Source organism: Haloferax sp. SDI50, from assembly GCF_059802635.1.
Map to the genome: position 1 here is coordinate 988,152 of NZ_JBPULL010000001.1, position 26,830 is coordinate 1,014,981.

Annotated in this window: 24 protein-coding genes and 3 pseudogenes; 16 read left to right on the top strand and 11 right to left on the bottom strand. The window is 63.6% G+C overall.

Annotation, left to right across the window (positions count from 1 at the left end):
• Nucleotides 1-158 precede the first annotated feature (158 nt).
• The 8 genes from ACSR87_RS05170 (at nt 159) to ACSR87_RS05205 (ending at nt 5,299) form a co-directional block, all read left to right on the top strand.
• Nucleotides 159-584, top strand: coding sequence for a secondary thiamine-phosphate synthase enzyme YjbQ (locus ACSR87_RS05170; RefSeq protein WP_004062779.1), 426 nt, complete (start codon nt 159-161; stop codon nt 582-584).
• 2 nt (nt 585-586) lie between these two features.
• Complete coding sequence (locus ACSR87_RS05175) at nt 587-1,363, top strand: class I fructose-bisphosphate aldolase (RefSeq protein ID WP_004041989.1); 777 nt, start codon at nt 587-589, stop codon at nt 1,361-1,363.
• Between the two features lie 28 nt (nt 1,364-1,391).
• Nucleotides 1,392-2,069, top strand: a complete 678-nt coding sequence (locus ACSR87_RS05180; RefSeq protein WP_498529753.1) for a triose-phosphate isomerase — start codon at nt 1,392-1,394, stop codon at nt 2,067-2,069.
• Nucleotides 2,070-2,175: 106 nt separating this feature from the next.
• A complete protein-coding gene (locus ACSR87_RS05185; protein ID WP_004062782.1) occupies nt 2,176-2,472 on the top strand; it encodes a PTS sugar transporter subunit IIB in 297 nt (98 codons plus the stop codon).
• Between the two features lie 172 nt (nt 2,473-2,644).
• On the top strand, nt 2,645-4,087 hold the full coding sequence (locus ACSR87_RS05190; protein ID WP_498529754.1) for a PTS galactitol transporter subunit IIC: 1,443 nt from the start codon (nt 2,645-2,647) through the stop codon (nt 4,085-4,087).
• Nucleotides 4,088-4,202: 115 nt separating this feature from the next.
• Nucleotides 4,203-4,664 carry a PTS sugar transporter subunit IIA gene (locus ACSR87_RS05195; RefSeq protein WP_498529755.1) on the top strand — a complete coding sequence of 154 codons (462 nt, stop codon included), beginning with the start codon at nt 4,203-4,205 and terminating at the stop codon, nt 4,662-4,664.
• An 18-nt stretch (nt 4,665-4,682) separates the two neighbouring features.
• Complete coding sequence (locus ACSR87_RS05200; RefSeq protein ID WP_498529756.1) at nt 4,683-4,916, top strand: hypothetical protein; 234 nt, start codon at nt 4,683-4,685, stop codon at nt 4,914-4,916.
• A gap of 101 nt (nt 4,917-5,017) precedes the next feature.
• Complete coding sequence (locus tag ACSR87_RS05205; RefSeq protein WP_498529757.1) at nt 5,018-5,299, top strand: HPr family phosphocarrier protein; 282 nt, start codon at nt 5,018-5,020, stop codon at nt 5,297-5,299.
• 523 nt (nt 5,300-5,822) lie between these two features.
• Here ACSR87_RS05205 and ACSR87_RS05210 read toward each other — a convergent pair.
• The 4 genes from ACSR87_RS05210 to ACSR87_RS05225 form a co-directional block, all read right to left on the bottom strand.
• Nucleotides 5,823-6,215 carry a hypothetical protein gene (locus ACSR87_RS05210; RefSeq protein ID WP_498529758.1) on the bottom strand — a complete coding sequence of 131 codons (393 nt, stop codon included), beginning with the start codon at nt 6,213-6,215 and terminating at the stop codon, nt 5,823-5,825.
• Nucleotides 6,216-6,291: 76 nt separating this feature from the next.
• Nucleotides 6,292-6,441: a DUF7535 family protein gene (locus ACSR87_RS05215; RefSeq protein WP_008575170.1), complete on the bottom strand. Its 150-nt coding sequence runs from the start codon at nt 6,439-6,441 to the stop codon at nt 6,292-6,294.
• A 111-nt stretch (nt 6,442-6,552) separates the two neighbouring features.
• The gene (locus ACSR87_RS05220) at nt 6,553-7,761 is read right to left on the bottom strand and encodes an MFS transporter (protein ID WP_498529759.1); all 1,209 of its coding nucleotides are present in this window, start codon (nt 7,759-7,761) and stop codon (nt 6,553-6,555) included.
• A gap of 83 nt (nt 7,762-7,844) precedes the next feature.
• Entirely contained in the window at nt 7,845-8,489 is a 645-nt protein-coding gene (locus ACSR87_RS05225) for an SDR family oxidoreductase (RefSeq protein WP_498529760.1), read from the bottom strand.
• 169 nt (nt 8,490-8,658) lie between these two features.
• On the opposite strand from ACSR87_RS05225, the gene ACSR87_RS05230 reads away from it, so the two are divergent.
• Nucleotides 8,659-9,672 carry an NADP-dependent oxidoreductase gene (locus ACSR87_RS05230; protein ID WP_004062789.1) on the top strand — a complete coding sequence of 338 codons (1,014 nt, stop codon included), beginning with the start codon at nt 8,659-8,661 and terminating at the stop codon, nt 9,670-9,672.
• 124 nt (nt 9,673-9,796) lie between these two features.
• Entirely contained in the window at nt 9,797-11,044 is a 1,248-nt protein-coding gene (locus tag ACSR87_RS05235) for an ABC transporter substrate-binding protein (protein ID WP_498529761.1), read from the top strand.
• Nucleotides 11,045-11,057: 13 nt separating this feature from the next.
• Here ACSR87_RS05235 and arcD read toward each other — a convergent pair whose 3' ends face one another.
• A complete protein-coding gene (gene arcD, locus ACSR87_RS05240; RefSeq protein ID WP_163489405.1) occupies nt 11,058-12,527 on the bottom strand; it encodes an arginine/ornithine antiporter ArcD in 1,470 nt (489 codons plus the stop codon).
• A gap of 373 nt (nt 12,528-12,900) precedes the next feature.
• Here arcD and ACSR87_RS05245 point away from each other — a divergent pair, with 373 nt between their 5' ends.
• Nucleotides 12,901-13,704, top strand: a complete 804-nt coding sequence (locus ACSR87_RS05245) for an IclR family transcriptional regulator (protein WP_498529762.1) — start codon at nt 12,901-12,903, stop codon at nt 13,702-13,704.
• 246 nt (nt 13,705-13,950) lie between these two features.
• Entirely contained in the window at nt 13,951-15,276 is a 1,326-nt protein-coding gene (locus tag ACSR87_RS05250) for a class-III pyridoxal-phosphate-dependent aminotransferase (protein ID WP_004041975.1), read from the top strand.
• Here the strand turns inward: ACSR87_RS05250 and ACSR87_RS05255 are convergent.
• Together ACSR87_RS05255 and ACSR87_RS05260 are read right to left on the bottom strand one after the other, a co-directional pair.
• Nucleotides 15,255-15,371 (bottom strand): annotated as a pseudogene (locus ACSR87_RS05255) (IclR family transcriptional regulator); the annotation flags it as partial. The gene ACSR87_RS05250 and the pseudogene ACSR87_RS05255 sit on opposite strands and share 22 nt — an antisense overlap.
• A 149-nt stretch (nt 15,372-15,520) precedes the next feature.
• Nucleotides 15,521-15,748: pseudogene (locus ACSR87_RS05260) on the bottom strand (transposase); the annotation flags it as partial.
• Here ACSR87_RS05260 and ACSR87_RS05265 point away from each other — a divergent pair.
• Nucleotides 15,749-15,892: pseudogene (locus ACSR87_RS05265) on the top strand (galactonate dehydratase); the annotation flags it as partial. It lies immediately after the preceding pseudogene.
• Nucleotides 15,893-16,488: 596 nt separating this feature from the next.
• Here the strand turns inward: ACSR87_RS05265 and ACSR87_RS05270 are convergent.
• Complete coding sequence (locus ACSR87_RS05270) at nt 16,489-16,863, bottom strand: DUF8160 family protein (RefSeq protein WP_004041972.1); 375 nt, start codon at nt 16,861-16,863, stop codon at nt 16,489-16,491.
• Nucleotides 16,864-17,034: 171 nt separating this feature from the next.
• On the opposite strand from ACSR87_RS05270, the gene ACSR87_RS05275 reads away from it, so the two are divergent.
• Nucleotides 17,035-19,251, top strand: a complete 2,217-nt coding sequence (locus ACSR87_RS05275) for a glycoside hydrolase family 3 N-terminal domain-containing protein (protein ID WP_004062795.1) — start codon at nt 17,035-17,037, stop codon at nt 19,249-19,251.
• Between the two features lie 410 nt (nt 19,252-19,661).
• Nucleotides 19,662-21,764 (top strand): beta-glucosidase, encoded by a 2,103-nt coding sequence (locus ACSR87_RS05280; protein ID WP_498529763.1) that lies wholly within the window; start codon nt 19,662-19,664, stop codon nt 21,762-21,764.
• 452 nt (nt 21,765-22,216) lie between these two features.
• Here the strand turns inward: ACSR87_RS05280 and ACSR87_RS05285 are convergent, their stop codons facing one another.
• Nucleotides 22,217-23,851, bottom strand: coding sequence for a histidine kinase N-terminal 7TM domain-containing protein (locus tag ACSR87_RS05285; RefSeq protein WP_081597005.1), 1,635 nt, complete (start codon nt 23,849-23,851; stop codon nt 22,217-22,219).
• 333 nt (nt 23,852-24,184) lie between these two features.
• Between ACSR87_RS05285 and ACSR87_RS05290 the strand changes: the two genes are divergently transcribed.
• Nucleotides 24,185-24,985, top strand: coding sequence for a UbiA family prenyltransferase (locus ACSR87_RS05290; RefSeq protein ID WP_206043028.1), 801 nt, complete (start codon nt 24,185-24,187; stop codon nt 24,983-24,985).
• Nucleotides 24,986-25,012: 27 nt separating this feature from the next.
• Here ACSR87_RS05290 and ACSR87_RS05295 read toward each other — a convergent pair whose 3' ends face one another.
• Together ACSR87_RS05295 and ACSR87_RS05300 are read right to left on the bottom strand one after the other, a co-directional pair.
• Nucleotides 25,013-26,155 (bottom strand): ABC transporter permease, encoded by a 1,143-nt coding sequence (locus ACSR87_RS05295; protein ID WP_004062799.1) that lies wholly within the window; start codon nt 26,153-26,155, stop codon nt 25,013-25,015.
• Entirely contained in the window at nt 26,152-26,829 is a 678-nt protein-coding gene (locus ACSR87_RS05300; RefSeq protein WP_004041966.1) for an ABC transporter ATP-binding protein, read from the bottom strand. The genes ACSR87_RS05295 and ACSR87_RS05300 overlap by 4 nt, the downstream gene beginning before the upstream one ends.
• Between the last annotated feature and the right edge of the window lies 1 nt (nt 26,830).

Below are 26,830 nucleotides of genomic sequence, written 5' to 3' on the forward strand. Positions count from 1 at the left end.
TGTTCGACTCGGTGAGACAGTGGAGCGAACCACCGACACCGTCCGAACGGTGGTTGTAGAAGGGAGAGCCCAAGATATCTGCCGCCTAACGGTCGCTGTGCGGCGTTCGGGAGATTGTCGGCAAAAACTATTTACGCTCACTCCCTGAGCTACGGTGTATGGAGATACAGACAGAGAGCTTCTCCATCGAGAGCCACAGCAGGTTCGAGATTCTGAGCGTCACTCCCGAGGTGGAAGCGACCATCGAGGACCTCGGCGTGACCGATGGACTCGTGTACGTGTCGACGCCCCACACGTCTGCGGCGCTCTCGACCAACGAGTACGAAGAGAAGCTCCTCGACGACATGATTGACAAGTTCAAGGAGATAGCCCCCCCGGACGACGGCTACTACCACGACCTCGACCACATCACCGCGGGCGAGCAGCCGAACGCCCACGCGCACCTCATCTCCGCGATGATCAAGCGACCGGTCCTTCTCGTCCTCCGCGACGGGGAGCTCGACCTCGGGACCTGGGAAGAGGTCATGTTCTTCGAACTGTGCGGCCCGCGCGAGCGAACGATTACCACGACGATTCTACGATAACCATGACGGACCAACGACTCGGACGATCGGTGACTGTCGCCATCGACCACGGCCTCCATTGGGGTTCGCTTGAGGGGTTCGAGGACCCCGCGGCGCTCCTCGACACGGTGTTGGATGCCGGCCCCGACGGTATCCTGGCGAGCGTGCCGTTTCTGAAGCGCTTCGAGGACCGAATCGACGCCGCCGACGTCCACACCATCGGCACGCTCGACCTCCTGTACGACTCGACGATGCCGGGCGACGTCGAGAACGCCGAAATCCACTCCCAGGTGTTCAGCGTCGAGGACTGCGCCGAGGTGGCCGACGCCGCGAAAGTCGCGCTCGTCTTCGGGCGGGAGAGTCCCGACGTGCTGAAGGAGAACGCCGAGTTCGTCGCGGCCGCGGCCGAAGACTGCGACGACGCGGGGATTCCGCTCATCGTCGAGCCCACACTCTGGGGCCAGCGCGCTGACGACGAGTTCGACACCGACTACCTCGTCAACGCCAACCGCCTCGGCTTCGAACTCGGCGCGGACATCCTGAAGACCCCGTACCCGCCCACGGGCTTCGAGCGCATCGTGCACAACGCGCCGGTGCCGACGTACATCGCCGGCGGCCCCACCGTCGAGACGGACCGAGAGGTACTGGAGATGGTCCACGGTGCCGTCGAGGCCGGTTCGCAGGGCGTGATGTTCGGCCGGAACGTCTGGCAGCGGGACGACCCCGCGGCCATCATCGACGCGCTCTCGGCCATCGTCCACGAGGGCGCGACTATCGAGGAGGCGGAGACGCTGTTATGACTCCCCGAGGTAGTCCCCGGACCCACTCATGAACCTCCCGTACCCCCACTTTCAGGTCAACTTCAAGGTGTATCCGGACACGAGCGGCGAGGACGCGCTCGCGTTCGCGCGGCTGCTCGAAACGATAGAGGCGGAGACCGACGCGCGCTTCGTGTTGACGCCGCAACTGCCGGACATCCGGCTGATAACCGAACACACCGACCTCGCCGTCACCGCGCCCGCGATGGACGCCGTCGAGCCCGGTCGCGGGATGGGGAAAATCCTCCCGGAGACCGTCGCAGACGCGGGGGCCGACGGCGTCGTCATCAACCACGCGGAGAACCGCGACACGCTGTCCGACCTCGTGTGGAAAATCGAGCGCTGTCGCGACCTCGACCTCGACTCGGTCGTCTGCGTCGACAGCATCGAGATGGGTCGGGCGGTCGCGGAGTTCGACCCCGACTCGATGATATACGAGATGCCCGAAGACATCTCGTCGGACCGCGCGATTACGCAGACACATCCCGACCGCGTCCGCGACTTCATGTCGATGGTCGAAGAGGAAAACCCGCGCACTCGCGTCCTCGTCGGCGGCGGCATCTCGACCGCCGAAGACGTCCGCCTCGCGTTCGAACAGGGAGGTCACGCGACCGGTGCCGCGTCGGCCGTGTCGCTCGCGTCGGAGCCGGAGCCGCTCCTCCGCGACATCGCCGCGAGTTTTCCCTGAGACGGCCGCCGACGGCAGACCGTCCCGTCTCGCTCCGCTCGGGGCTGCGGCGCGTCGGACCGGCGCAATCTTTTTAGTTGTCATCGATGATGTGCAATACACGACAATGACAGCGAAAAACATCCTCGTAGTGTGTGGCACATCGGTTGCGACGTCGACGGTCGTCAAGGAAGCGCTGAAAGAGAAGCTCCCGGAGCGCGGCCTCGACATCGGGACCATCGCTAAGGCGAAGGCGACGGAAGCCCCCGGCAAGGTCTCGTCGGGGAACTTCGACCTCATCGTCACCACGACGCAACTCAACGAAGACAAGTTCGACATCCCGGTCATCCACACGACGGCGTTCATGACCGGTATCGGCCAAGACGAGGTCCTCGACGACATCGCCGCGGCGCTCGAAGGCTGACCGATACGTCGCCGACACGAATCTTTCACGAATGACAGCAACATTTATGTAGAGGCACTCTCATTCTGAGACAGGGTTGTGAGTTAATAACATGGCAGTACCAGAAGTATTCTTACAGAGTGGTGTGAGTTCCCTGTTGAATTCTATCAACAGCGTAATCCAATCGTTGGGCGTGAGCGTCCTCCTGCCGATAATCATCTTCCTCATCGCGCTCGCGTTCCGGGTGGACGTGTTGAAGGCGGCGCGCTCGTCCATCCTCATCGGCATCGGCTTCATCGGCATCAATCTCGTCATCGGGCTGTTCAGCGAGAACATCAGTCCGCTGGCCCAACAGATGGTCGAGGTGACCGGCATCACGCTTCCGGCGGTCGACGTCGGCTGGCCCGCCGCCGCCGCCATCGCTTTCGGTATCGCGGAACTCGGCGTCTGGATGATTCCGCTGTTCGTGGTGATGAACCTCGTCCTCTTCGCTATCGGCTTCACGTACACGCTCAACGTGGACATCTGGAACTACTGGCACTTCGCCTTCATCGGCGGACTGGTCTACATGAGCACGAACAACTGGCTGTACTCGGTGGCGGTCGGGCTGACGCTGGGGCTGTTCGTCCTCGTGGCCGCGGACTGGACGCAACCGGCCGTCGAAGAGACGTTCGACACGCCCGGAATCTCCATTCCGCACGGGACCTCGGCACCCTACGCCGTCGCCGCGATTCCGATTCACTGGGCGGTGGATAAGACGCCGCTCGGGAACATCGAAGCCGACCCCGACGCGATTCAAGACCGGTTCGGCATTCTCGGTGAACCAATCTTCGTCGGCCTCGCCATCGGGCTCGTCATCGGTATCGCCGCCTACAGTAACGCGCTCTTCGTCGCCGAGAGCTGGTACGCCATCCTCACCGCCGGCATCTCGTTCGCCGCGGTGATGCATATCCTCCCGATGATGGTCGGCATCCTCATGGAGGGGCTGACGCCGCTTTCGGAGTCGATCCGGAACTACATGACCTCGCGGTTCGAAGACCGCGACATGGCGATCGGCCTCGACTCGGCTATCCTCATCGGCCACGAGTCGGTCATCGCGTCCAGCCTGCTCATCGTCCCCATCGCCATCGTGATGTCGATTATCCTCCCCGGCAACGACGTGCTGTGGGGAATCGACCTGGCGACGTTCCCGTTCTTCTTCGCGCTGATGGTCCCTATCATGAACGGCAACATCGTGAAGATGGTCGTCACGGGCACCATCCTGCTGGTTCCGCTGCACTACATCTCCTCCGCGGTGGCTCCGCTCCTGACGCAGGCGGCTGGGAGCGCGGGCTTCGACCTCGGTGGTCGCGGGCTCATCACGTCGCCCGTCGCTGACGCGGGGTCGCCCGCGACGGGCATTCTGGCCCTCATCCCGGCACCGGTCGCCCTCGCAGTCGGGCTCGTCATCGTCCTCGGTATCTGGGTCGCGCTTCGGATGTGGCCCCAGCGGATGTACATGGTCGCCGGCGCGTCCGAAGAGAAAGCGCGGGAGACCGTCGAACGTCGTCACACCGGCAAAGGCGGCGGCCTCCTGCCCAACAAAATCGGCTCGACCGTCGACGCCTCGGGCGCAGAGGGTCGCTCCGACGACTGACCGCGCAGTTACCCGTCGGTGTCCGCGACTCGACCGCGACGAGTCGCCGCGTTGTGCGGCATCGCCGGCGAACCGGTACCAACACTTTTCTCGGAGACCCGCGTACGACTCATCGATGCGAACCGAAAGCCTCGAACTGACTGGCGAGACGGACGAAGCGGTCCTCACGGAACTCGGCGCGTACGCCTACGACCAAGGCTGGGCCGACAAGAGCTACGCGGACGCCCTTCTGGCACGCGAAACCGAATACCCGACGGGACTCGACATCCCGACGATGGGGTTCGGTATCGCCATCCCCCACGCCGACCCCGACCACGTCACAGAACAGGCCGTGCTCCTCGGACTGCCGCCCGCGGGTGAGTCGATAGCGTTCCGGAGCATGGACAACCCCGACGAGCGCGTCGACGCCGAAGTCGTCGTGTTACTCCTCGTGACAGACACCGACGGGTACTCGTCGTTCCTCTCGAACCTCGCGAAACTCTTCCAGGCCGAGGAGTTCGCCGAACTGACGAAGCGCCGCGACGCCGACGGCCTGCTCGACCTCGTCGTCGAGCGCTGTGTCGATTTCGACGGCTGAAAGGGAGATGACGACGCCGTGGAGTGGTGCTTCACGACGAGCGAGCGGCCAGTACTCCACTTCACTCCATGCCACTCTATCCAGTTCTCAGTCGACGAGCGCTCGCACGTCCTCGCGGGTCTCGGCGCTGAGAGCCGCCTCGGCGAGCGCCGCCGCCGACTCGTCGTCGACGTTCCGGACGCCGCGAACGCCGAGAAACGGGTTATCGCCGAGGTCGGAGTCGACGTACGGAATCGGTTTCTGCTCTTGTGAACGCTGTATCCCCTCCCCACTCGCTCGCTCGTTGAGGAAGGGTCCTTAGCGCCTTAATTCAGGTAAAGCCTTTAGTACCGGCGTGGGAAATCATCGCACGGATGCCAGCGAAATCAGCGACAGTAGTCGTAGAGCACGAGACCGGTCTTCACGCACGCCCCGCGTCGATGTTCGTCCAGACGGCGTCGAACTTCGAGACGGACATCTCCGTGCGGAAAGCGGGCGGGGAGACGGAAGTAGACGCGAAAAGCAGCATCGCCGTTCTCTCGCTCGGCGTCGGTCCGGACGAGGAAATCGTCATCACCGCCGACGGCAGCGACGGCGAGCAGGCCGTCGAACGGCTCGTCAAACTCGTCGAGAACGACTTCGACCTCGATCAGTAAACAATCGAACTCACCATCGCCCGCGATGCTCGCGACCGACGGCCGGAGTGACGACGATAGCTGAGCATCGCCGTCAAGCCGATGCGTTGCATCGTCCTGACGGTCGACAGTTGTGGTTCTACTGTGAGCTGTTGCCGCCGGTGACGCCCGGCGTGAACACCGTCGCACGGGCCGTGTATTCAAGACAGTGTTTTGAGTATTCAATAGTAGTAACAATTAACATATGTGTCGAAATGATGGTTGAGATATTGCTTCGAATAGCACCCAAACTGCTCTTTCAGCTCGTGTGTCGTCAGTTTCGAATCGCAGTTTGATTCGAGAACGCGAGCGACGCGCCTGAGAAGCTATCTCGGCGGTTCAATGCTTCAGCTGTGGGTAATACGTCGATTCAAGATTTCAACTACACAAACCGTACCAATTATTATATATTCAATTGAACATACATGGTTTCCGAATATTTTGTCGGTGGGCGAGAGGGAGAGACCGACGGCGAGTCGGCGGGAAAGTGGGTCCGTCTCGGCGGTCACGAGAAAGTAATCTCGTCACCCTCGAAGTACACTTGGTGAGTGTCGGTGTCCTCAGCAGTTCCGTCGACATCGAGTTCTGTCGTGGCCGACGGTCCGTCAGTCACGTCGACCGAGACGGTGTACGTTCCGTCGGTATCGAACACGTTGTCGATCGACGCGTTCGGACGACCGTGACCCTCGACGACGGGCACGTCGAGACGCGTGGAGACCAGCGTCTCGCCGGTGGCGTCGGTGACAGTCGTCTCGACAGTGATTGGGGCGTCGTTCTGATTAACGAGCACGAGGTCGGGCGCACCGTCGGGGGACGTACCGAAGCCGGCACATCCCGCGAGCCCGACAATCGCGGCGAGGCCACAGTGGTGGAGGAGTGTACGTCGGGGAACGGACATACCAGTCGGTCGGTCGTTTGGCGCGATAAAATGCGTTGTGCCCGATATCCGCCGGTCAACGCGTGGTTCGCCGTCCCTAGTGGAACGCTCTCCACAGCAGACCGAGGAGGATGAACGGCGCGAACGGAATCATGAGTACTGCAATCCCAGCGACGATGAGCGTCCCCATGAGACCCATCTGGGTGTTCGAGTAGTCGGTTCGAACGGGGTTGACTGCGCGGGCCATACGTAGTCGTCCGTTCCCATCATACATAAGCTGACTGAATAGTTAATATATAAATATCGGCGGGCGAGAGCGGCGGTTACGGGCGGGGAGACGGCGGAGCGGCGCGCGCGGTTACGCCCGCGTCGGTTCCGGCGCGCGGAGCGCCAGAAGCACGCCGACGACGGCGACGCCGCCCGCGGCGAAGAACGCGGGCGCGTAGCCCGCGTAGTCGATGATTGCGCCGGCAGCGATGGGCGCGGCGAACGCGCCGAGGAGGCCGACGCTCGTCAGGAGCGAGACGGCCGTGGTTCGCACCGACGGGGCGACGAGTTCAGCGATGTACGAGAAGATGAGTCCCGTCACGAGCTGGATGGCGAAGCCGACGACGACGACCGCGCCGACGACGGAGGCGAGTCCCGAGACGAACGCGAAGGCGACGACCGCGGGCGTGGCGAGGGCGAACGACGAGACGATGACGCGGCGGCGACGACCGCCGAACACGCGGTCGGTCACCACGCCGCTCGTCGACCGCGCGACCGCGCCGATGGCGGGGAACAGCGCGGTCAGGAGACCGCTCGCCGCCAGCGAGAGTTCGAACTCGCTGGCGAGGAAGCTCGGCAGCCAGGTGTTGACGAACAGGTACAGCGAGTAGGCGAGAAAACAGAGCGCGCAGACGGTCCAGACCGCCCGGCTCCCGAACAGTTCGCGGAGTGCCGCCCCGTCGGGGGACGGCGCGTCGACACCGGGGACGCGGCGGCGAGTCGCGGCCGCGAAGCACACGACGCCGACGACGGCGACCGCGGCGTACAGCGGGAGAATCGCGGGCCAGCCCGCCGCGTTTGCGATAAGCGGGCTCCCGAACTGCCCGAGGGCGAAGCCGACGGGCGCGCTCGCGGTGAACACGCCGACCGCGGTCGCGCGCTGTGCCGGAGGGACCGCGTTGCCGACGACGTTCGCGCCCGCGTTCCAGAACGTGACGTAGGCGAGTCCGCCGAGCACCCGCGAGGCGAGGAGCCAGCCGAACGCGCCGGCGGTGGCCGCGTACCAGCCCCAGCCGCCGGCGACGACGAGCGCGACGGTCGCCAGTCCGACCACGCGGCGCACGGAAAAGCGGTCGAGGACGACGCCGACGGGGACGCTCGTGACGACCGCCGTCGCGTACATGATGCTGACGAGCCAGCCCGCCGTGCTCGAACTCAGTCCGAGGGAGTCCTGAATGGCCGGAAAGACGCTCGCCGGGGCGATTTCGTAGGCCGCGGCCGCCGTCGAAAGCAGGAAGAAGCCGACGACGATGCCCAGCGTCTCGCGTCGCGTGCCCGTCGTGTCGTCAGTCGTACTCACGGTTTCGCTACCTGCTCGGCGGAAGGATATGAAACCGCGTGATTGCGGTCCGATTGCGCCGCGACCGCGGGTGTCTCACCGACTCAGTCGTCCCCGCGGAGCGCCCGCTCGATGGTCGTGTCGCCGCCCGTGAGCGTCAGCGTCTCGCCGACCGTCCGGTCGATATCGAGACTGGCGACGACCGCCTGTGCCACGTCGGCCCGCGGAATCTCGGGCGTGTCGCCGTCGAGACTCTCGACGGTCAGCGAGACGGAGCCGGTGCCCGCCGCGTCGGTGAGCCTCGTGGGGCGGAGAATCGTCGCGTCGAGCGACGACTGTTCGAGGTAGTCGTCCGCGCAGCGCTTGGCGACCAGATACGGGCGCAGCGCCTCCGGGCCCGAAAGCGGGTCGCCCGCGCCGATGGAGCTAATCATCACGAAGCGGTCGATACCCGCCTCGACGCAGGCGTCGATCACCCGCCGAGCGCCCCAGAGGTCGACCGTGAGCGTCTTGTCCGCGCCGGTCGACCCGCCGGAGCCGGCGGTGAACACGACCGCGTCGGCCCCGTCGAGCGCCGATTCGAAGTCGCCTTCGAGGTCGCCCAGTCGCGGCTCACCGCCGCGGTCGCGGACCGCCTCGAACTGCGATTCGTCGCGGACGACGCCGACGGGGTCGTGCCCGGCGTCCGCGAGCCGCGGGAGGAGCTGCCGTCCGATACCGCCGTTCGCGCCGATGACTGCGACCTGCATCGTTCGCTGTCCCGTAGTCGGCCCGGCCAGATAGGGGCTGGGTTCAGCGAAGGTGGCGTGCGTGACCCGTCGCGGTGGAGCACCGACCCCGACACCCGATATCCCTCGTCGAACCGGCGGGTGCTGCTGGAAGCAACACCGTCGTTGGTCCGCAGGTCGGTGTTCACGTATGCGCGATTCGAACCGCCAGTGGATATTCGCCGAACGGCCCGAGGAAGAACCGGACATGGACAGTTTCGAACTCCGCGAGGGCGACCTGCCGGAGCCGCGACACGGGGAGCTCCTCGTTCGCGTGCGGTACCTCTCCGTCGACCCGTACATGCGCGGCCGGATGCGAGACGCGGAGTCGTACGCCGAGCCGTGGTCGGTCGGTGACCCGATGCAGGGGGCCGTCGTCGGTGAAGTCGTCGAAAGCGAAAGCGACGCGTACGACGCGGGCGACCTCGTGAGCGGTAACGGGACGTGGGCCGACTACACCGTCCTCGACGCCGACAACGTCGCGCCGGTCGACCCATCGGTCGCGGACCTCCCCGCCTATCTCGGCGTGCTCGGGATGCCCGGGCGGACGGCGTACTTCGGCCTGCTCGACGTGGGCGACCCCTCGCCCGGCGAGACGGTCGTCGTCTCCGGGGCCGCCGGCGCGGTCGGCTCCGTCGTCGGCCAGATTGCGAAGTTCAACGGCTGTCGCGTCGTCGGCTTCGCCGGCTCCGACGAGAAGGTGTCGTGGCTCACCGACGACCTCGGCTTCGACGCCGCAATCAACTACAAAGCGGTCGACGACTACCGGGCGGCGCTGGACGACGCCGCCCCCGACGGCGTCGACGTCTACTTCGACAACGTCGGCGGCCCCATCACCGACGCGGTGTTCACGAAGCTGAACCTCGACGCTCGCGTCGCCGTCTGCGGGCAAATCGCCCACTACAACGACGAGGGCGTACCGACCGGCCCGCGAAAGCTCCCGCAGCTCATCGCGCCGCGCGCGAAAGTCCAAGGGCTGCTGGTCGGTGACTACGCCACCCGCTTCGGACAGGCCAGCGAACAGCTCGGGTCGTGGGTCGCGTCGGGCGACCTCGAACACCGCGAAACCGTCGTCGACGGGCTGGAGAACGCGCCCGACGCGTTCCTCGGACTGTTCTCCGGCGACAACATCGGCAAGCAGGTCGTCGGCGTATCGGAGCCCTAATCCGACGCCGACGCGGGCGTGGGCGGGGCCCGGTTGACCCCCGAACGCGGACCGTCGTGTCATCTAGTTTTAGGCCGGGCTAAATTCCGAAGCAGCTATATTGTTTTAGGCTGGCCTAATTCGTATGCTGGACGACGCCGACGAGAACGCGGAACCGACGCGGAGAGATTACCTGAAGTACGGCGGGGCGCTTTTCGGTGGCGGAGCGCTCGCTGGCTGTGCCGGGCAGTCGGGCGACGGCGCAACGACGACGGCGACCGAGACCGCCACGGCGACTGAGGCCGAGGCGGAAGCCACCGAGACGGCGACCGAGACGGCCGAATCGAGCTACGAGGCCGAACTGTCGCCGGTCGGGACGGTCACGTTGGACGAGCCGCCGACGAACGTGTTCACCCACTTCCCGTGGTTCCCGGACATGGCGAGCGCGCTCGGGCAGGGCGACACCGTCAACAACCTCTGGTGGGACGGCACCGTCGCGGGGCTCGAATACTTCACCGCCGGCTTCGACGGCTTCGAAATCGAGTGGGCGGACGCGGCGGGCGAGTACGGCTTCACGAAGGAGCGACTGTACGAACTCGACAGCGACCTCCACCTCGTCGACCCCGCGTGGGTGACCACGCAGGACAACTGGAACCGAGCTGACACCGACGAAGTCGCGGACAACATCGGCCCGTGGTTCGGGAACTATTACAGTAACTTCAACGCCGCGCCGCCCGAAGAGTGGGCCGACGGCTACGAGTATTACGACCTCTGGGAGCTGTTCGAGCGCGTCGCGTCGCTGTACGGCGAACGCGAGCGCTACGAAGCGCTCCAGTCCGTCCGCGACGACCAGCTCACTACCGTCGAAGACGGCCTGCCGCCGGAGTCCGAGCGCCCGACCGCCGCGTACCTCTCCATCTCGACGGACCTGTCGAGCATCTACCTGCTCCGCCTGAACGCGCCCGGCTACTGGAACGCCCACACCCGGCCGCTCGGCGCGGTCGACGCCTTCGGTGACGAAGAGTTCACGGGGCCGTTCCAGGAGGTCGACGTGGAGGCGCTTCTCGAAGCCGACCCCGACGTGATTCTCGCGCTGTGGACGGTCACGGAGACGTTCGACTTCGACGGGCTGAAACAGAACCTCCGGGACGACCCGGTCGGCCGCGAACTGGCGGCCGTCCGGAACGACCGCGTCTACCCGCAGGGGACCCGGTGGCAGGGGCCGCTGATGAACCTGTTCCAGACCGAGATGACGGCCAAACAGCTCTATCCCGAGCGGTTCGGCGCGTGGCCGACCTACGAGGACGGCGACGACTACCCCGACTTCGGGGCCGACGAACAGCTGTTCGACCACGCGCGGGTCGAGGAACTCGTCGCGGGAGGGAGTTTGTAGGTGCGGGTCCTCGTCAGTCGTCGGTCGACGAGGGCGAGCCGCGACGGTCGCCGGCGTCCCCGGGGGCTTCGCCCGGCTGGTAGGTAATCTGCCACCCGGTCACGCCCATGAGGAGCAAGACGAGCGGCGACAGCAGGCCGAAGAAGTAGTACGGCGCGTACTCGAGGGTACCGACGCCGAGCGTGCCGGCCATGAACAGCGCCCCGCTGTTCCACGGGATGAGCGCGCTCGTCGTCGTCCCCGCGGACTCGATAGCCCGCGAGAGGTTCTCGCTTTGGAGTCCCTGTTCCTCGTAGAGGTTCCGGAGCGTGATGCCGGGGACGACGATGCTGATGTACTGCTCGGCGGCGAGGACGTTCATCGACACCGCGGAGACGGCGGTCACGCCGGTGAGACTCGCGACACCGCGGCTCAGCCGGCCGAGGTGGTGTGCGAGCACGGCGAGGATGCCGGCGCGTTCGAGCATCCCGCCGAGCGACAGCGCCGCGATGGCGATGGTGACCACCCACGCGCCGCCGATCATCCCGCCGCTGGCCAGCAGGCCGTCGACGAGTTCCATCCCGGTCGACGGCGAGGTTCCCGACTGCGCGATGGACCACACGGCCCCGAACGCGGTTCCCTGCATCACGACCGACGTGAGTGCGCCCGCGAACACGCCCGCGCCGAGCGTCGGCAACGCGGGCACGCCGTAGAGCGCGAGGCCGAACGTGACGACGAGCGGGGCGAAGGTGAGCGCCGATATCGCGTACGACCCGGTGAGCGCGCCCTGGATCTCGGTGATGCGGCCCACCGGGATGTTCCCGGAGGCTTGGACGCCGAGGACCGCGTACAACACGACGGCGATGCCGAACGCGACGAGCGAGCTGTCGCGCATGGCGTTGACGTGGTCGAACAGGTCGGTGTTCGTGACGGCGGCCGCGAGGTTCGTCGTGTCCGACAGCGGCGACTGTTTGTCGCCCATGTACGCCCCCGAGAGGATGGCCCCCGCGGTCATCGGGGCCGGAATCCCCAACCCGGCGCCGATGCCGATAAACGAGACGCCGAGCGTGCCGGCGGCCGTCCACGACGACCCGATTGCAAACGTGACGATCGACGCGAGCACCGCCGTGATGGGCAGGAAAATCGTCGGCGTCAGCAGGTCGAGGCCGTAGTACATCAGGCTCGGAATCGTCCCCGCAGCGACCCACGTCGCGATGAGCGCGTAGACGACGAACATGATGAGGATGACCTGAATCCCCATGTGGAGGCTGTCGGTGATGCCGTCGTAGAGCTCCGTCCAGGAGATGCCCAGCCAGTACCGACTGAACAAACCGGTGAAGCTGATGCCCCAAAACAGGGGGAACTGCGGGTCGAGGCCGTAGACGACGATGCCGACGCCGAGGAAGACGAGCATCCCGAAGACGGGGACCAACGCTTCGAGCAGCGAGGGTCGGTCGTCGGCGTCGAGTTCCTCGTACAGGCGGGGCTCGAACGCTAACCCCATCGTGACACCTCCACCGGTCGCCGTCCGTCGCCCGTCCGCCCCGTCGGAGTTCCGCGGCCGAGGCCGCCCGAGACCGGACCGGCGCGGTCGGCGCGTGCCGTCGGTCCGCGTTCACCGACCGTCGTTGGAAGCCGATACGTGCGCGCTCGCACCCGGTCCACCGCGGGCGCATCCCGGCGGCGGCCAGATGGTTGACAGACCATACCACTCGAACAATCATGAATGTCCCATATAAATTTTTATTTGGAGATTTCACCAGCGAATGTTTGATAAAGTCAAACAAGATAGCGACTAGAGCGGACAAACGGGGTTGTCAGTCGAATCGCAGTTTGATATAACAGAACTAATAGCACTCCACCGAGTTCGGGGTCGTATGGACGACAGTCACCCCGCGGACGGCCCGCGTCGAATCAAATCCGTACAGACGGCGAGCGAGATTCTGGCCGCGATACAGCGGCGGTCCGACCCGACGTTCAGCGACGTCTGCGACGAACTCGACGCCTCGAAGGGGACCGTCCACACCTATCTCGCGACGCTCGAAGCGGAGGGACTCGTGGCGAAGGACGACGGCCGCTACCGCCTCGGCCTCCGACTGGTCACGATGGGCGAAACCGTGCGCAACGAGACGCCGCTGTACCGCGCGGGGCAAGTCGAGGTGGACAAACTCGCAGAGGCGACCAGCGAGTACGTCCACCTGACGGTCGTCTCCCGCGGCAAGGAGGTGACCATCTACGAGAGCCGCGGCGACAACGCGGTCGCGACCGACTACCACCTGCGGATGCGCGAGGCCCCGCAGTACCTCCATTGTACGGCGACCGGGAAGGCGATGCTCGGCCACTTCGACGACGACCGCGTCCGCGACATCGTCGACGACCAGGGGCTCGTGGAGCAGACCGACAACACCATCTCCGACGCCGACCGCCTGTTCGACGAACTCGAGGAGATTCGCGAGCGGGGCTACGCGGTCAACGACGAAGAGGAGCTTCGCGGCATGCGCTCTATCGGTGCACCGATTCGCGGCGTCGACGGCGACGTCTGCGGGGCGGTCAGCGTCACCGCGCCGACGAGCCGACTCTCCGGGGACCGCTTTCGCTCGGAAATCCCCGAACTCGTGATGCAGGCGGCGAACATCATCGAGGTGAACCTCGAAACGACCACGTTCGACCCGTCCCGGTGAGCCGGACTTTGACGATTCCAAACGTCGCGCGACTCCGGCGCGTGGCGAGTCACCTCACGAGGAGCGCCCTCGGCGCGAACCGCCGCCGATTCGCGACCTGCGACGCGTTCGCACGCTCCGATATAGTTCGTTATTATCAAATAACTTCTCTGGATAATCAGACGTTCGGTTACCGATCCCCATCTTTGAAGATGTTACTCATTTTTCTAGGTAGTTTTATGTTACATTGTCCACCAAAGTGTTCGTATGGATCGAGACTCAGTCGAGCCGACCGTCACGTCGCTCCCGGGACCGAAGGCCTCAGAGTGGGTCGAGTATCACCAGTCGACCGCCGCGACGAGCACGTACGTCTACGAGTTCGTGTGGGATATCACCAAAGACGCCGTCGGGCCGTTCTGTACCGACCCCGACGGCAACGTGTTGCTGGACTTCACGAGCCACGTCGCGGCCGCGCCGCTCGGCTACAACAACCCCGAACTGCGGTCCCGCCTCGACGACCTCGACCTCGTCGACCCGATGAAAATCGCGGGTCAGGACTTCTACGTGAGCACCGGCGGGTCGCCCGAGACGGCGTCGCTACCCGGGCCGGCCCATCTCATGGACCGCCTGACCGACCTCACCGACCACTACGGCCTCGACACGGTGTTCCTGTCGAACTCCGGGGCCGAAGCGGTCGAAAACGCCATCAAAATCTGTTACGACGCCTGCGAGACCCCGAAGTACGGCATCACCTTCGACGGGGCGTTCCACGGCCGCACTCTCGGCGCGCTCTCGCTCAACCGCTCGAAGTCCGTCCACCGCCGCAAGTTCCCCGAAGTGAGCGGCATCCACGACGTGCCGTACTCGATGGCGGGCCTCGAAACGCTGCGCGACAAACTCGACGATACCCACGGCCACCTCCCCGCCGACCAAGTGGCGTTCCTCATCCTCGAACCCGTTCAGGGCGAAGGCGGCTACCACGTCCCGAGCGAGGCGTTCATGCGCGAGGTACAGGCCATCTGCGACGAACACGACATCCCCGTCATCGCCGACGAGATTCAGTCCGGCGTGGGTCGGACCGGCGAACTGTGGGCCTCGGACCACTACGACCTCGAACCGGATGTCATCACCAGCGCGAAGGCGCTTCGGGTCGGCGCGACGGTGGCGAACGAAGCGCTGTTCCCCGACACCGAAGCGCGACTGTCATCGACGTGGGGTGCGGGCGACATCCTCGCGTCGATTCAGGGCACGCTGACGCTCGACGTCATTCAGGAACAGGACCTCATGGCGAACGCGACCGAAAAGGGCACGCGGTTCCGCTCGGACCTCTCTCGGCTCGCCGAGCGGACCCCCTGTCTCACTGACGTGCGTGGCCTCGGGCTGATGACTGCCGTCGAATTCGATACCAAGGACCGTCGCGACGAGGTCCTCGAGGCCGCGCTGTCCGAGGGGCTTCTCACGCTCGGCTGCGGTAAGCGGTCGCTTCGCCTCCTGCCGCCGCTCGACGTGACCGACCGCGAACTCGACCTCGCACTCGAATGCCTCGAAACCGCCCTCGACAGCGTCGCGACTCACCGCGTCAGGTCGACCTGAATAGATTTCGCGGTGCTGATGACCTGCCCGGTGATGTCCTCTTCGAGATACCGGCCGGTGAGTCGACTCGACGGCCCGCAGACCCCGATAGCCGCCGCTGGCGCGCGCAGTCAGGGCGATGGGGTTCCAACCCCGTTGACATCTCCCCGCGCCTGAAGACGTCCCCAGAACGCAGAGCGTTCTGGTGTGCGAACGAGGCGCAGAGCGTCTCGTCAACGCGGGAATCCCGACCGCAGTTGGGATATCAGGGTTCGCGGTTAGCAACTTGTTCTCGTGGGGCGAAACGGCCCTCACTACGGTCGAACAGGTGAACCGCTGGCTGTGCCAACCAGCCGCTATCCCTATCACCGCCATCCGTGGCGAGACTTGAGAGTACCTTTTGTCGAATATTCTCTGCACCATTCACGTCCGCGTTCGCCACTGTATCGCACTCCTTACACACGTACAGTCCACGTTCAACACGCTGGTTCTCGACGACGGCTTCGTCAAGCGACCGACCGGCCCGGGGTTGGGTATCGAGGTGGACGAGGGGTACGTCCGCGAGCGCTCCCAAGACGAGGTCAACTGGTACAACCCCGTCTGGCACCACGACGACGGCCGACTCGCCGAGTGGTGAGCGGGGGGCGTCCGCCGCAAACGACTCACCGTGAGGCAGGCCGGTCGGTCAGTATCTTCACCACATATATGCTCTATTCGAACAATACAGTTATCTGAGTTAACAGAAAAATATACAGATTAGTATAATTTTTGTGGATAGAATTGACTATCTTTGAGAAATAGATCTATTGCTGAAATCAAACTAGAGTTGGAGAAAGACTATATAAATACTAATATATCCACATTTAAATAGATTGTCCCTATTGATAACCGATATATGTCAAAAAACTTCAAAATATCTCTGAGAATAGATATTCTATATCGTCGTTTCTAATATATTCTATTCAGACATTATTGAATAGTATTCACACTACTATATGGGAGATTGTTCGCGGTAATCGCGTCTCGAATCAGTGTTTACCACGGGGGTCCTCGATGCCAAGGACACCACGACCTAACGAGCGAGCGCCGCAATCGACCGGCGCGGACCGAGCGACGAGTAGTCCTGCGACAGCGCTTTAACCATCCTCGACGCGCCGGTCCACGACCCGATGAGTGAGCGAGCCCGCCGAACGCGGCGATATCGCGGTCGAATCTGCCGGCCCAATAGTGAACTTACTGTTCGGTCTCGTACTGGTCCATCACGTAGGAGAGAAGCGGCGCGATGTCTCGCGGTTCGGCGTCTTCGAGCAGTTCGAGACCGAGTGCGACGACGAGCGGGTAGTAGTGCCGGAGTTTCTTTAGCTCGGCACCGCTCGACCGCTTCGATTCGAGGCTGTGTTCTCGGAACACCAGCTCCAGCTCCTCGCGGAGTTCCGCGGGGAGGTAGACGGTTATCCCCACCCACTCGGATTTCACGTCGAGGTCGTCGTTCGGGAGCGTCGTCTGCTGGTTCGACCGGTTTGACCACTGCTTTGCGAGCCCGGTCGGCGCTTCTTGATGCTCCAGCGGGCTTTGTTCCGGGGCGTCCGTGGGTTCGTCGTCAGTCATGCGTGGGCCTCCCGGAAAGCGGTGGCATCCGTGTCGAATATCGCTGTGAGAGACATCGTGTATTACTCGTATTACGGGTTACTCGCCGCGGGCATAACAGTTTCCCCGCATCGGAGGTAGTTTGATATGGGTTTCACAGCATCGTCTAGTATGACCAGCCAGCCGCCATACATGGACTCAGGTCAGTCGACCGAGGCCCGGGTCGCTGACCTGCTGGAGCGCATGACGCTCCGGGAGAAAGCCGGGCAGATGGTGGGGCTGCACGTCGGCTCGTTCACCGTGTTACAGCGCGAGACCTCTTGGACGACGACGTTAGATGACGCCAAAGACGCCATCCGCGACCACCAGGTCGGGTCGGCCACGCCGTTCGGCACCGGCTTCTCGCCGTACAACACCGCCGTCGTCGCGGGCCGCGTCGCGAATCAACTCCAGCGCGTCGCCGTGAACGAGACGCGGCTGGGCATCCCGCTTCTCGTCCCGGTCGACGCGATTCACGGCCACGCGCACATCGAGGGAGCCACCGTGTTCCCGCACAATCTCGCCATGGCGGCGACGTGGAACCCCGACCTCGCCGAGCGCGCCGCGCGAATCACGGCGGTCGAGATGGCGGCGACCGGCGCGAACCAGAACTACGCTCCGACCGCGGACGTTGCCCGGGAGCCCCGATGGGGGCGAACGTACGAGACGTACGGCGAGTCCTCGTCGCTCGTCGAGGCGTTCGTCGCGGCGGAGACGCGGGGCCTCCAAGGTGAGTCGTTGCGCGACCCCACGTCAGTCGCGGCGACGGTGAAACATTACCCGGCGAGCAGTGAGCCGACCCGCGGCGAGGACACGGCACCCGTCGATATCTCGATGGGGACGCTCCGACGCGTCTTCCTCCCGCCGTTCGAGCGCGCCATCGACGAGGGGGTCGCGGGGGTGATGCCCATGTACAACGCGCTCGGGAACGAACCCGCGCACTCCTCGACGTTCTACCTGACCGACCTCCTCAGAGACCGCCTCGGGTTCGAGGGCGTGACCTGTTCCGACTGGCTCGCCGTCTGGATGCTCGTCGAGCGGCACCAGACCGCCGCATCGTTCGCCGAGGCGGTCGAACAAGTCGCGACCGCCGGACTCGACATCGCGTCCGTGGGGGGAACCCAGCACGCGGACACGCTCTGTGAACTGGTCGAGTCGGGCGACCTCCCGGAGTCACTACTCGACCGAAGCGTGCGGCGCATCCTCGCGCTGAAGTTCGAACTCGGGCTGTTCGAGGACCCGTACGTCTCACCGCGGTCTGCAATCATCGACGTGGGGTCCGAGGAACACCGGCGGGTGTCGAGGGAAGCCGCCCGACAGTCCGTGACCCTCTTGCAGAACGACGAGGAGACGCTGCCGCTGGGCGACGTGGACGAACTCTTCGTGACGGGGCCGAACGCCGACTCGCTCGATAACCTCCTCGGCGGCTGGACGGTGTTCGACTTCGACGAAAACGAAGGCCCGACCGTTCGGGACGGCTTGGAACACGTCGTCGACGACGGAACGACGGTGACGTACGAACCGGGCGTGGGTTCGGACGAGTCCGCAGGGAGAGACGCCGTCGCAAGTCGCGCCGAACGCGCCGACGCGACGGTCGCCGTCCTCGGTGAGCCGTGGTACCTCCACGAGTTCGGCCCGGCGTCGCTACGTGGCGAGAACGGCGGCTTCCCGCAACGGAACTCGCTGGAACTGCCACCGGCACAGCGGGACCTACTGGACGCCGTGGCCGCAACCGACACGCCGACGGTCCTCGTGCTCGTCACCGGGCGACCGCTGGTTCTGACGGACGTGCTCGACCAGGTCGACGCGGTCGTCGTCGCGTTCTTCCCCGGTCTCGAAGGCGGTCGCGCGATTGCCGACGTGCTGGTCGGGAACACGAACCCGTCCGGTCGCCTGCCGATTACGTTCCCCCGCTCGATGGGCGACTTCCCGGTTCGACACGACTGGCTTCCGCATCCGAGTCCGTTGGGGATGGACGAACATCTCCCGTCGTACGACCCGCTTTTCGAATTCGGCTTCGGGCTGAGCTACACGGAGTTCACGTACGACTCGCTCGACGTGTCCGAGGAGACCATCGCTGACGGAGGCGAGGTGACCGTGTCGGTGACGGTGACGAACACCGGCGACCGCGCGGGAACCGAGACGGTCCAGTTGTTCGGTGAGCACCGACACAGCTCCGTGGTGACGCCCGTCCGTGAGTTGCAGGGCTTCACGAAGGTCACACTCTCGCCGGGCGAGACGCGAACGGTGACGATAACGCTCACCGCCGACGACCTCCGGGTCGTCAAACCGGACGGCTCCCGGACGCTCGAAAGCGGGGCGTACGAGCTGTTCGTCGGCGACCGAACCCAGACGCTGGCGATTTCGTAATACCGGTATTACCGACTCGCGAGGTTCGTTTTATACACACCTGTACCGCCGAACTAAACACGGGCACGGACCGAACGTCGGGTGGGCGCGAGATAAGGTTACACGCCTATTCGTGTAATCTCCGGTCGCGGGGACGCACACATCGCGTCGAGTCCCAACGTGAACGTGTCGACCCCGCGCATGCGATTCCGTTTTAGAAATACTAGTAATACGGATATGATGTCGATGGGATGGCTCTCCCAACCGAACGGGAGACAGCGGTGCTTCAAGGCGAGACTCCGAAGTTCTCCTTCCGGTCGTTCGAGTGCAGTGTTCGGTTTCGACCTGAAATCCGGGGCGGCGAGCCGGCGAGTAATACTAGTCATATTTCCAATCGTTTTATGAGCGTTTGCCGGCACTTGACCACAGGGATGGAAACCGCCGAAGCCGACGTTGAGACCGTAGTCGACGAACTCACGCTCGAAGAGAAAATCCAACTCGTCCACGGCGCGGTCGACCCGGACGGAACGGCGACGGGCTACCTCCCCGGCGTCGACCGACTCGGAATTCCGGAGCTCAGGCTGGCCGACGGACCGCTCGGCGTCCGCGTCAACGGCGCGCCCGCCACGCTGTTTCCCGCGTCGATTGCCCTCGCGGCGACGTTCGACCCGAATCTCGCGCGCGAGCAGGGGGCGGCCATGGGGCGCGAGGCGAACGCCCGCGACCAAGACGCGCTGCTCGGTCCCGGGCTCAACCTCATTCGGGTGCCGCACTGCGGACGGAACTTCGAATACTACTCCGAAGACCCCGTTCTCACGGCCGCGTTCGCCGGGGCGGCCGTCGAGGGTATCCAGTCGGCCGACGTCATCGCGACCCCGAAACACTACGTCGCCAACAACCAAGAGACACACCGAGCGTCGGTGAACGTGAGCGTCAGCGAGCGTGCGCTCAGGGAGTGTTACCTCCCCGGGTTCAAAGCGGCCGTCGACGCCGGTGCCGGGTCGGTCATGACCGCCTACAACAGCGTCAACGACTCGTTCATGAGCGAGAACCGCCCGCTCGTCACTGACGTGCTGAAAGGCGAGTGGGGCTTCGACGGCTACGTCGTCTCCGACTGGTTCGGAGCCGTCAGCACAGTCGAGTCGGCCAACGGGGGGCTGGATCTCGAAATGCCGGGCGTCACCCGCGACGAACTCTGGGAGATGTTCGACCTCGAACCCCCCGAAGACGACGATGACGCCGTCTTCGGCGAGACCGCGGACGTTTCGGACGGGATGCCGGACATGACCAACACCGGCAACTTCGGCGGCCCGCTCCGCGAAGCCGTCGAACGCGGGGACGTCCCGCACGCGCGACTGGACGACATGGTCACGCGGATACTCCGACAGATGGAGCGCATCGGCGTGCTCGGCGGGGGCCGTGCGGCATCGCCACCCGAGGACGACGGCCACCGAGAACTCGCAGAGACCATCGCCGCTCGCGGGACGGTCCTCTTGGAGAACGACGGCACACTCCCGCTCGCGGACGACGCGGACGTTGCGGTCATCGGCCCCGGCGTCGAGGAGATTTCGACGGGCGGCGGGTCATCGGAGATGGACGCGCTCCACGAAGCCCCGACGGCGACGGGAATCGACGCGCGCGCGACGGGCAGCGTCACCGTCGAGCGCGGCGTCCCGCCCATCGAGAAAGTCTCGTTCTTCGGCGGCGACGACGAGGGCGACGACCAGCGACCGGACCCCACACTCGACGATGCGGTCTCGGCGGCGGCGGACGCCGATGTCGCCGTCGTCGTCGTCGAGGACGCCGCCGCCGAGGCGGTCGACCGCGACGACCTCACGCTCCCCGGCGGGCAAGACGAACTCGTCGAAGACGTGGCGGCGGTCAACGACAACACCGTCGTCGTCGTCCAGTCGAGCGGCCCCGTCGAACTCCCGTGGCGCGACGACGTGAGCGCGGTTCTGGAGTCGTGGTACCCCGGACAGGCCGACGGCGACGCGCTCGCGGCCGTCCTGTTCGGTGACGCCGACCCATCGGGACGGCTCCCGGTCACCTTCGCGAACGAGGAAGACTACCCGGTGACCGACGACGCGACGTTCCCGGGAATCGACGGCGAGGTGCAGTACGACGAAAACCTGCTCGTCGGCTACCGGTACTTCGACGCGACCGAGGCTGACCCCGTCTATCCGTTCGGCTACGGGCTGTCCTACGCGGCGTTCGAATACCGCGGCGCGGAACTCGTCGACGAGCGCCGCGTCGAAGTCACGGTCGAAAACGTCTCCGACCGGGCGGGTCGCGAGGTGGTACAGGCGTACGTCCGGCCCTCGAACGCGAGCGACGACCGGCCCGTCCGCGAACTCGGCGGCTTCGAAGCCGTTTCGATTCCGGCCGGTGAGACGGTGACCGTCGACGTCGACCTCGACGACCTCGCGTTCTCGGAGTACGACGAGACCGCGGGCTGGACCGCGCTCGAAGGGCCGTTCACCATCGAAATCGGTCGGTCGGCGCGAGACGTCGAGTTCGAACTGACGCTGTAAGCGACCGAGCGCCGTCGCCCCTCACAGCGTGGAGGACGGGTATGAAGGAACGGAACTACGCTGGCATCGAACTCCGGTCACATATTCACATCGGCTCGAATGAAGAGATATGTGTAATTAAAGCATAACTAACTAGGAAAGAAAATATATAAGCCAAGAATAATAATTTTTCAAATATATCTCGTGTCGGAGTTCTGATTAAATTCTATTTTAAAAATGTTAATTTAATATTTTATAACTGTTTCAAATTTAATATGGGATATATTCGTCAGAAAGTGACCAGTAACAGAAATTCAACAATTCTTCTGAGAAAAATACCCAACCTAGATTGGTATTAAGATAGTCATTTCACGTATATAGTAGTTCAAAGCTACACAATACTGTTGCGGCCGTGTCCGGTCTCTCGCAAACGACTGGGGCTCTGTTGGAGACGCGGGGGTCGCAGGGAGTTGCTAAACGTCAGGGGTCGAGTCCGGTCGATTCAGTGTGATTCGAACTTCCGTTCCGGAATCGGAGACCTGCACACTGAGCGTCCCGTTCGAGCGGGAGACGATCCAGTACACCAACCACAGACCGATACCGGACCCGTGTTCGAGGTCCGTCTCTTCGCCGGCTTCTAACACGGCGAATTCGGATGGCGGTAACCCCGGTCCGTTGTCCTCGACGATAATCGTCACGTCCGTCGGGGACACGTCGGTTGTGACGCGCACAGCGATCGGCTCCTCGCCGGAGTGGTGAGAGATAGCGTTCTCGATTAACTCGGTGAGTGCGAGGTCAAACCGGGGGTGTGCGTCGAGTACGACGTCGTCGACAGCGAACGAGACACAGCTCAACAGCTCGGCCGGCATGTTCTGTTTGACCTTGGAGAGGTACTCTTCGAGCGGGCGCTGGTCCGTTTCGGCGTACGACAGCACGGTCTCGATCTTCCGCGCTTTCGCCGCTTGGTCAACGACTTTCATCGAACGCGTGTGAATGCGGTCCGCCGACCGCGCGGTCTCGCCGTTCGTTGAGTCTCGGATAATCGCCGCAAACCCCGCGATTACGTTGAGGTCGTTCCGAATGTTATGCCGGAAGATACGCGAGAGAACTTGCTTGAGCAGATCTAACTCCTCTTCGCGCTCCTTGAGCGCCGTAATATCGCTCAACACGACGATTTTCCCGGTCACGCCCCGACCGTAGACGATTTCGGATGCTTCGATGGAAAATATCCGCGTGCCGCCGTCCAGTTCTAATTTGATGACGCCGGTGTCTTGTTCGTCCGAAGACACGGCGGATTCGGAGATGAGTTGTTCGATTTTGGTCCCGATGACACTCTGATCAGACAGTTGGCTCCCGGCCCGGTTCGCATCCACGATGTGCCCGGAAGAGCCAATCACGAAGATGGGGTCCGTAATCTCATCAAACGTCTGTTCGCGAGCGACGGGAACGAACTTCAGCAACCCGTGTTCTCGAATCGAATACGCGAAAAAGAGTCCGGAAAACGAGTACAAGACCGACGTAGGATCGAAATAAATCGGAACGACCCCCGCGACCTTAACCATCGTCGAGCCGACGAGCATCGAAAACACGACCAGGAGGTACACGGTTTGTCGGCGCTGTGTGCCGTTCGTCCGGAGCAGTTCGCCGACGAACATGCCCGCAGCCAGAAACACGAGGAGGTAGCCATAGACCTGCGTTACGAGAACTTTCAGCGGGCCGTCGAACACTGGAAAGTGTAACACCCCATCGGCGGTCACGTAGTATGCAGTTGTAAAGACCAACTCGTACGGGTTACTCCAGGAGAGAACGAATAACACTGCGAGTGGGCTGAACAACGCAGCAACGACGGTTGACGGGACCGTTTGTTTGAAAACGAACTCGTACGCGAGTAAGAAGAACGTCACTGCGGCAGTCGGAATCGACACCCAGAAGAAATTTGCGACCGCTAACGTGAGACCCGGGTCCGGGATGAGTGTGAACGTCGCGAACAATAGTGCCCAGAGACCCCCCGTGGCCATCGATAAGATAAACCAGATGACTCCTGGTTTGTCACGTTCCTCCCAGAGAAGACAGCAGTTCACGACAGATGGAATCACCCCAAGATACATCAGCGCTATGGAGATTTCGAGGGTGAGCCATCGGTCAAACACCGTGTTCTATACCAGTAGATGGGAGCTAATTATTCTTTTTGGAATTATGTAATATAGTCCACAGATTTGCACCCGAGACGCATATCTAGTCACGGAAATGAAAGAAACGGGTGCCGACGGTGCGTGAACGGCAGTCGACGGCCGGGTTGTCGTTTCGGTCGCGAGTTGCTGACCAAACAAGTATAGTACGAGCAGCGAGGTAGGTCCGAGAGATGACCGGGACGGACTACCCTCCGCGGCGTCAACACCGTATCTACCGCAACGCCTCCCCTCAAGGAGGTGCATACTGAGATGAGAGTCTCGGATATGCGATTCCTGTTTTTCCAGTTGAACATCTGGTTGTGCTTGCTCTCTGCCGCGATGGTTGCAATCACGGGTGTCGCGTTGGGAGTTGCTCCCCTCTCAGTTGGGGGAGGGCTGCTGCTCGCACCGCTCCTGTTCTATTTCATATATGTCGAAGACCGGCGGGGGGTGACAGCCGAAGACGAGGTGAATCAGCCGTATCGGACGAAGCTCGTGCGACGGTACCAGACGGAACTACTCGTGACGGAGCTACTCGCGCTGCTCGGCTACGAGCTCGTGGTCTGTCTGCTGGTGTTTCGGACGGGGACTGCAAACGTCAGCGACCTACTCTTTGCGCAGATTCCCCTCGTCGTCCTCGGAAGCTACGGCTGGCTGAAGCGCTATCCGACGCTCGACTCTATCGGCGTCGGGTTCACCTGGGCGTTTGTGGCCGTGTTTTCGGTCGTTGCAGCAACGCCGCAGCCGTATTCGCTCGATGGAGTGACCGTTTTCGCCGGCTGGTTTCTTATCACCGCGGCCGGCGTCGAGTCCCGCAACATCCAAGATATCACCGGAGACTCACAGGCGAATAAAACCACGCTCGCAGGGTATTTAGGGCCCAACGCGGCGTCGCTTCTGGTTCGACTGCTCAAAGCGGGAGGGGTGGTCGTGTTCTGGGTTGTCGCCGGGGCGTTCGCTGCCGGGCTTGTTCTCTGTTATCTACTCGTACTCTCGGTGTTTCGCCGGCTCACGCGACTGCACAAGGGTGGCCCGGCTTCGGAGACGACGCAGAAATCCGCCGGCGGCTGAGGCCGCGGGCGTTCCCACGGGAGTGACTCAGCCTCTCAATGCGTCGACCGGGCGGTCGTTCGCCGCTTTCCACGCGGGGTAAATCCCACTGAGGACGCTCGCAACGACGGCGAACGCGAACCCGTACACCAGATACTGCGCACTGCTCCACTGGAGCGCTCCGAGCGGGTCTCCAGTAATCATCTGGAAGATGACGAGCCCCGCCGCAAGCGAAAGGGTCGCCCCGACGAGCCCGCCGAGTGTACCCATCAGGGCGGCCTCCGTCAGAATCATCCGCAGCACTTCGGAGCGGCGGATGCCGACGGCGCGGAGGACGCCGATTTCCCCGCGGCGTTCGACCGTGCTCATCAGCATCACGTTGAGGATGGCGACGCTCGCGACGACGAGCGAGATGCCGCCGATGGCCAACAAGGCGAGCGAAAGCGTCTCCAAGAAGCCGCCGACTTGGCCCGCGTTCCCGAACGTGTTGATGCTGAGTTCTTCTTCGTCTTCGGTGTTGAAGTACTGATCCAGCTCCCCACCGATTTCGGTCGCGGTCGCGCTATCCTCGGCGACGACCGTCACGGTGTTGTAGTGGTTCTGGTCGGAGAGGCCGGACTCGGGTAACACCAGTTCACCGCCGCCGAAGCCGAACGCGTTTTCTTCCTCGATGAGCCCCTGTACGCGGTACAGTTGGCCGTCGTACTCGACGGGGTCGCCCTCCTCAATCCCGAGTGTCGTGGCGGTGCTGTTGCTGAGGAGCGCGCCGCTCAACAGCCGGGAGGGTGCTTCGCCGGACGTGAGGTTGTATAGCGCTGCCGCGTTCGTCACCCCGGTGACGCTTACCCTCACCTCCCGTCCGTTTCGTGAAGAGATCGTCGTCGAGTTCGTCTTCTGGGGGACGACCTCCGCGTCGGTCACCAGATTCCGTATCGTATCGACCTGGTCGTCGGTCACCCCGTCCGTGTCGCTGTCCTGACCGGACGTTATCGACACCTCGTTGCCGATACTTCCCAACTGCGACGTCGCCTGCTGTTGAATCGCAGCCGTCGCCATTCCGAGCGAACAGATCGAGACGACGCCGATGATGATGCCGAGCGCGGCCAACATCGTCCGCAGTTTGTTCCGGCCGAGGTTCCGCCACGCCATCTGGACGCTGGGGAAGCGCCAGAGGAAATCAACGACGCTCATCGTCCGGAGACCTCCGTCACGACGCCGTCGACGAGTCGGACGGTGCTGTCGGTGTATTCGAGCATCTGTTCGTCGTGGGTGACCGCGACAATCGCAACGTTCTCGTCTTCTTTCAACCGAGTCAGCTCGGTCAGAATCGTCTCGCCGGTGTCTTGGTCGAGGTTCCCCGTCGGCTCGTCGGCGAGGAGGATATCCGGCTCGTTGATGAGCGCCCGCGCGATGGCGACGCGCTGTCGCTGCCCGCCCGAGAGCTGGTCGGGAGTGTGATTGAGTCGGTCACCGAGCCCCACCCGCTGGAGGAGGTCCTGGGCGCGGTCGTGCCGGTCGACCGAGGTGTCCCACATCGAGGGGAGTTCGACGTTCTCGGTCGCGGTCAGCATCGGCAGCAGGTGGAAGTCCTGAAACACGAACCCGATACCGGACCGACGCTCTTCTGTCAGTTCGTCCTCAGAGAAGTCGGTCACGTTACGGCCGTCGAGATGGACCGTCCCCTCTGTCGGCGTGTCGAGCAGCCCGATCATGTTCAGCATGGTACTTTTCCCGGACCCAGACGGGCCGATGATGGTCACCATCTCACCGCGGTCGGCGCGAAAGTCGACGTGGTCGAGCGCGGCGATGACCTCCTCGCCGTTCTGATACCGTTTCACGACGTCAGCGAGTTCAATGACACTCATG

Coding starts and splice junctions, on each gene's coding strand:
- ACSR87_RS05170 (WP_004062779.1), top strand. CDS start 159: ATGGAGATACAGACAGAGAGCTTCTCCATCGAGAGCCACAGCAGGTTC.
- ACSR87_RS05175 (WP_004041989.1), top strand. CDS start 587: ATGACGGACCAACGACTCGGACGATCGGTGACTGTCGCCATCGACCAC.
- ACSR87_RS05180 (WP_498529753.1), top strand. CDS start 1,392: ATGAACCTCCCGTACCCCCACTTTCAGGTCAACTTCAAGGTGTATCCG.
- ACSR87_RS05185 (WP_004062782.1), top strand. CDS start 2,176: ATGACAGCGAAAAACATCCTCGTAGTGTGTGGCACATCGGTTGCGACG.
- ACSR87_RS05195 (WP_498529755.1), top strand. CDS start 4,203: ATGCGAACCGAAAGCCTCGAACTGACTGGCGAGACGGACGAAGCGGTC.
- ACSR87_RS05205 (WP_498529757.1), top strand. CDS start 5,018: ATGCCAGCGAAATCAGCGACAGTAGTCGTAGAGCACGAGACCGGTCTT.
- ACSR87_RS05210 (WP_498529758.1), bottom strand. CDS start 6,215: ATGTCCGTTCCCCGACGTACACTCCTCCACCACTGTGGCCTCGCCGCG.
- ACSR87_RS05215 (WP_008575170.1), bottom strand. CDS start 6,441: ATGGCCCGCGCAGTCAACCCCGTTCGAACCGACTACTCGAACACCCAG.
- ACSR87_RS05225 (WP_498529760.1), bottom strand. CDS start 8,489: ATGCAGGTCGCAGTCATCGGCGCGAACGGCGGTATCGGACGGCAGCTC.
- ACSR87_RS05230 (WP_004062789.1), top strand. CDS start 8,659: ATGCGCGATTCGAACCGCCAGTGGATATTCGCCGAACGGCCCGAGGAA.
- ACSR87_RS05235 (WP_498529761.1), top strand. CDS start 9,797: ATGCTGGACGACGCCGACGAGAACGCGGAACCGACGCGGAGAGATTAC.
- arcD (WP_163489405.1), bottom strand. CDS start 12,527: ATGGGGTTAGCGTTCGAGCCCCGCCTGTACGAGGAACTCGACGCCGAC.
- ACSR87_RS05245 (WP_498529762.1), top strand. CDS start 12,901: ATGGACGACAGTCACCCCGCGGACGGCCCGCGTCGAATCAAATCCGTA.
- ACSR87_RS05250 (WP_004041975.1), top strand. CDS start 13,951: ATGGATCGAGACTCAGTCGAGCCGACCGTCACGTCGCTCCCGGGACCG.
- ACSR87_RS05270 (WP_004041972.1), bottom strand. CDS start 16,863: ATGACTGACGACGAACCCACGGACGCCCCGGAACAAAGCCCGCTGGAG.
- ACSR87_RS05275 (WP_004062795.1), top strand. CDS start 17,035: ATGGACTCAGGTCAGTCGACCGAGGCCCGGGTCGCTGACCTGCTGGAG.
- ACSR87_RS05280 (WP_498529763.1), top strand. CDS start 19,662: ATGGAAACCGCCGAAGCCGACGTTGAGACCGTAGTCGACGAACTCACG.
- ACSR87_RS05285 (WP_081597005.1), bottom strand. CDS start 23,851: ATGTATCTTGGGGTGATTCCATCTGTCGTGAACTGCTGTCTTCTCTGG.
- ACSR87_RS05290 (WP_206043028.1), top strand. CDS start 24,185: ATGAGAGTCTCGGATATGCGATTCCTGTTTTTCCAGTTGAACATCTGG.
- ACSR87_RS05295 (WP_004062799.1), bottom strand. CDS start 26,155: ATGAGCGTCGTTGATTTCCTCTGGCGCTTCCCCAGCGTCCAGATGGCG.
- ACSR87_RS05300 (WP_004041966.1), bottom strand. CDS start 26,829: ATGAGTGTCATTGAACTCGCTGACGTCGTGAAACGGTATCAGAACGGC.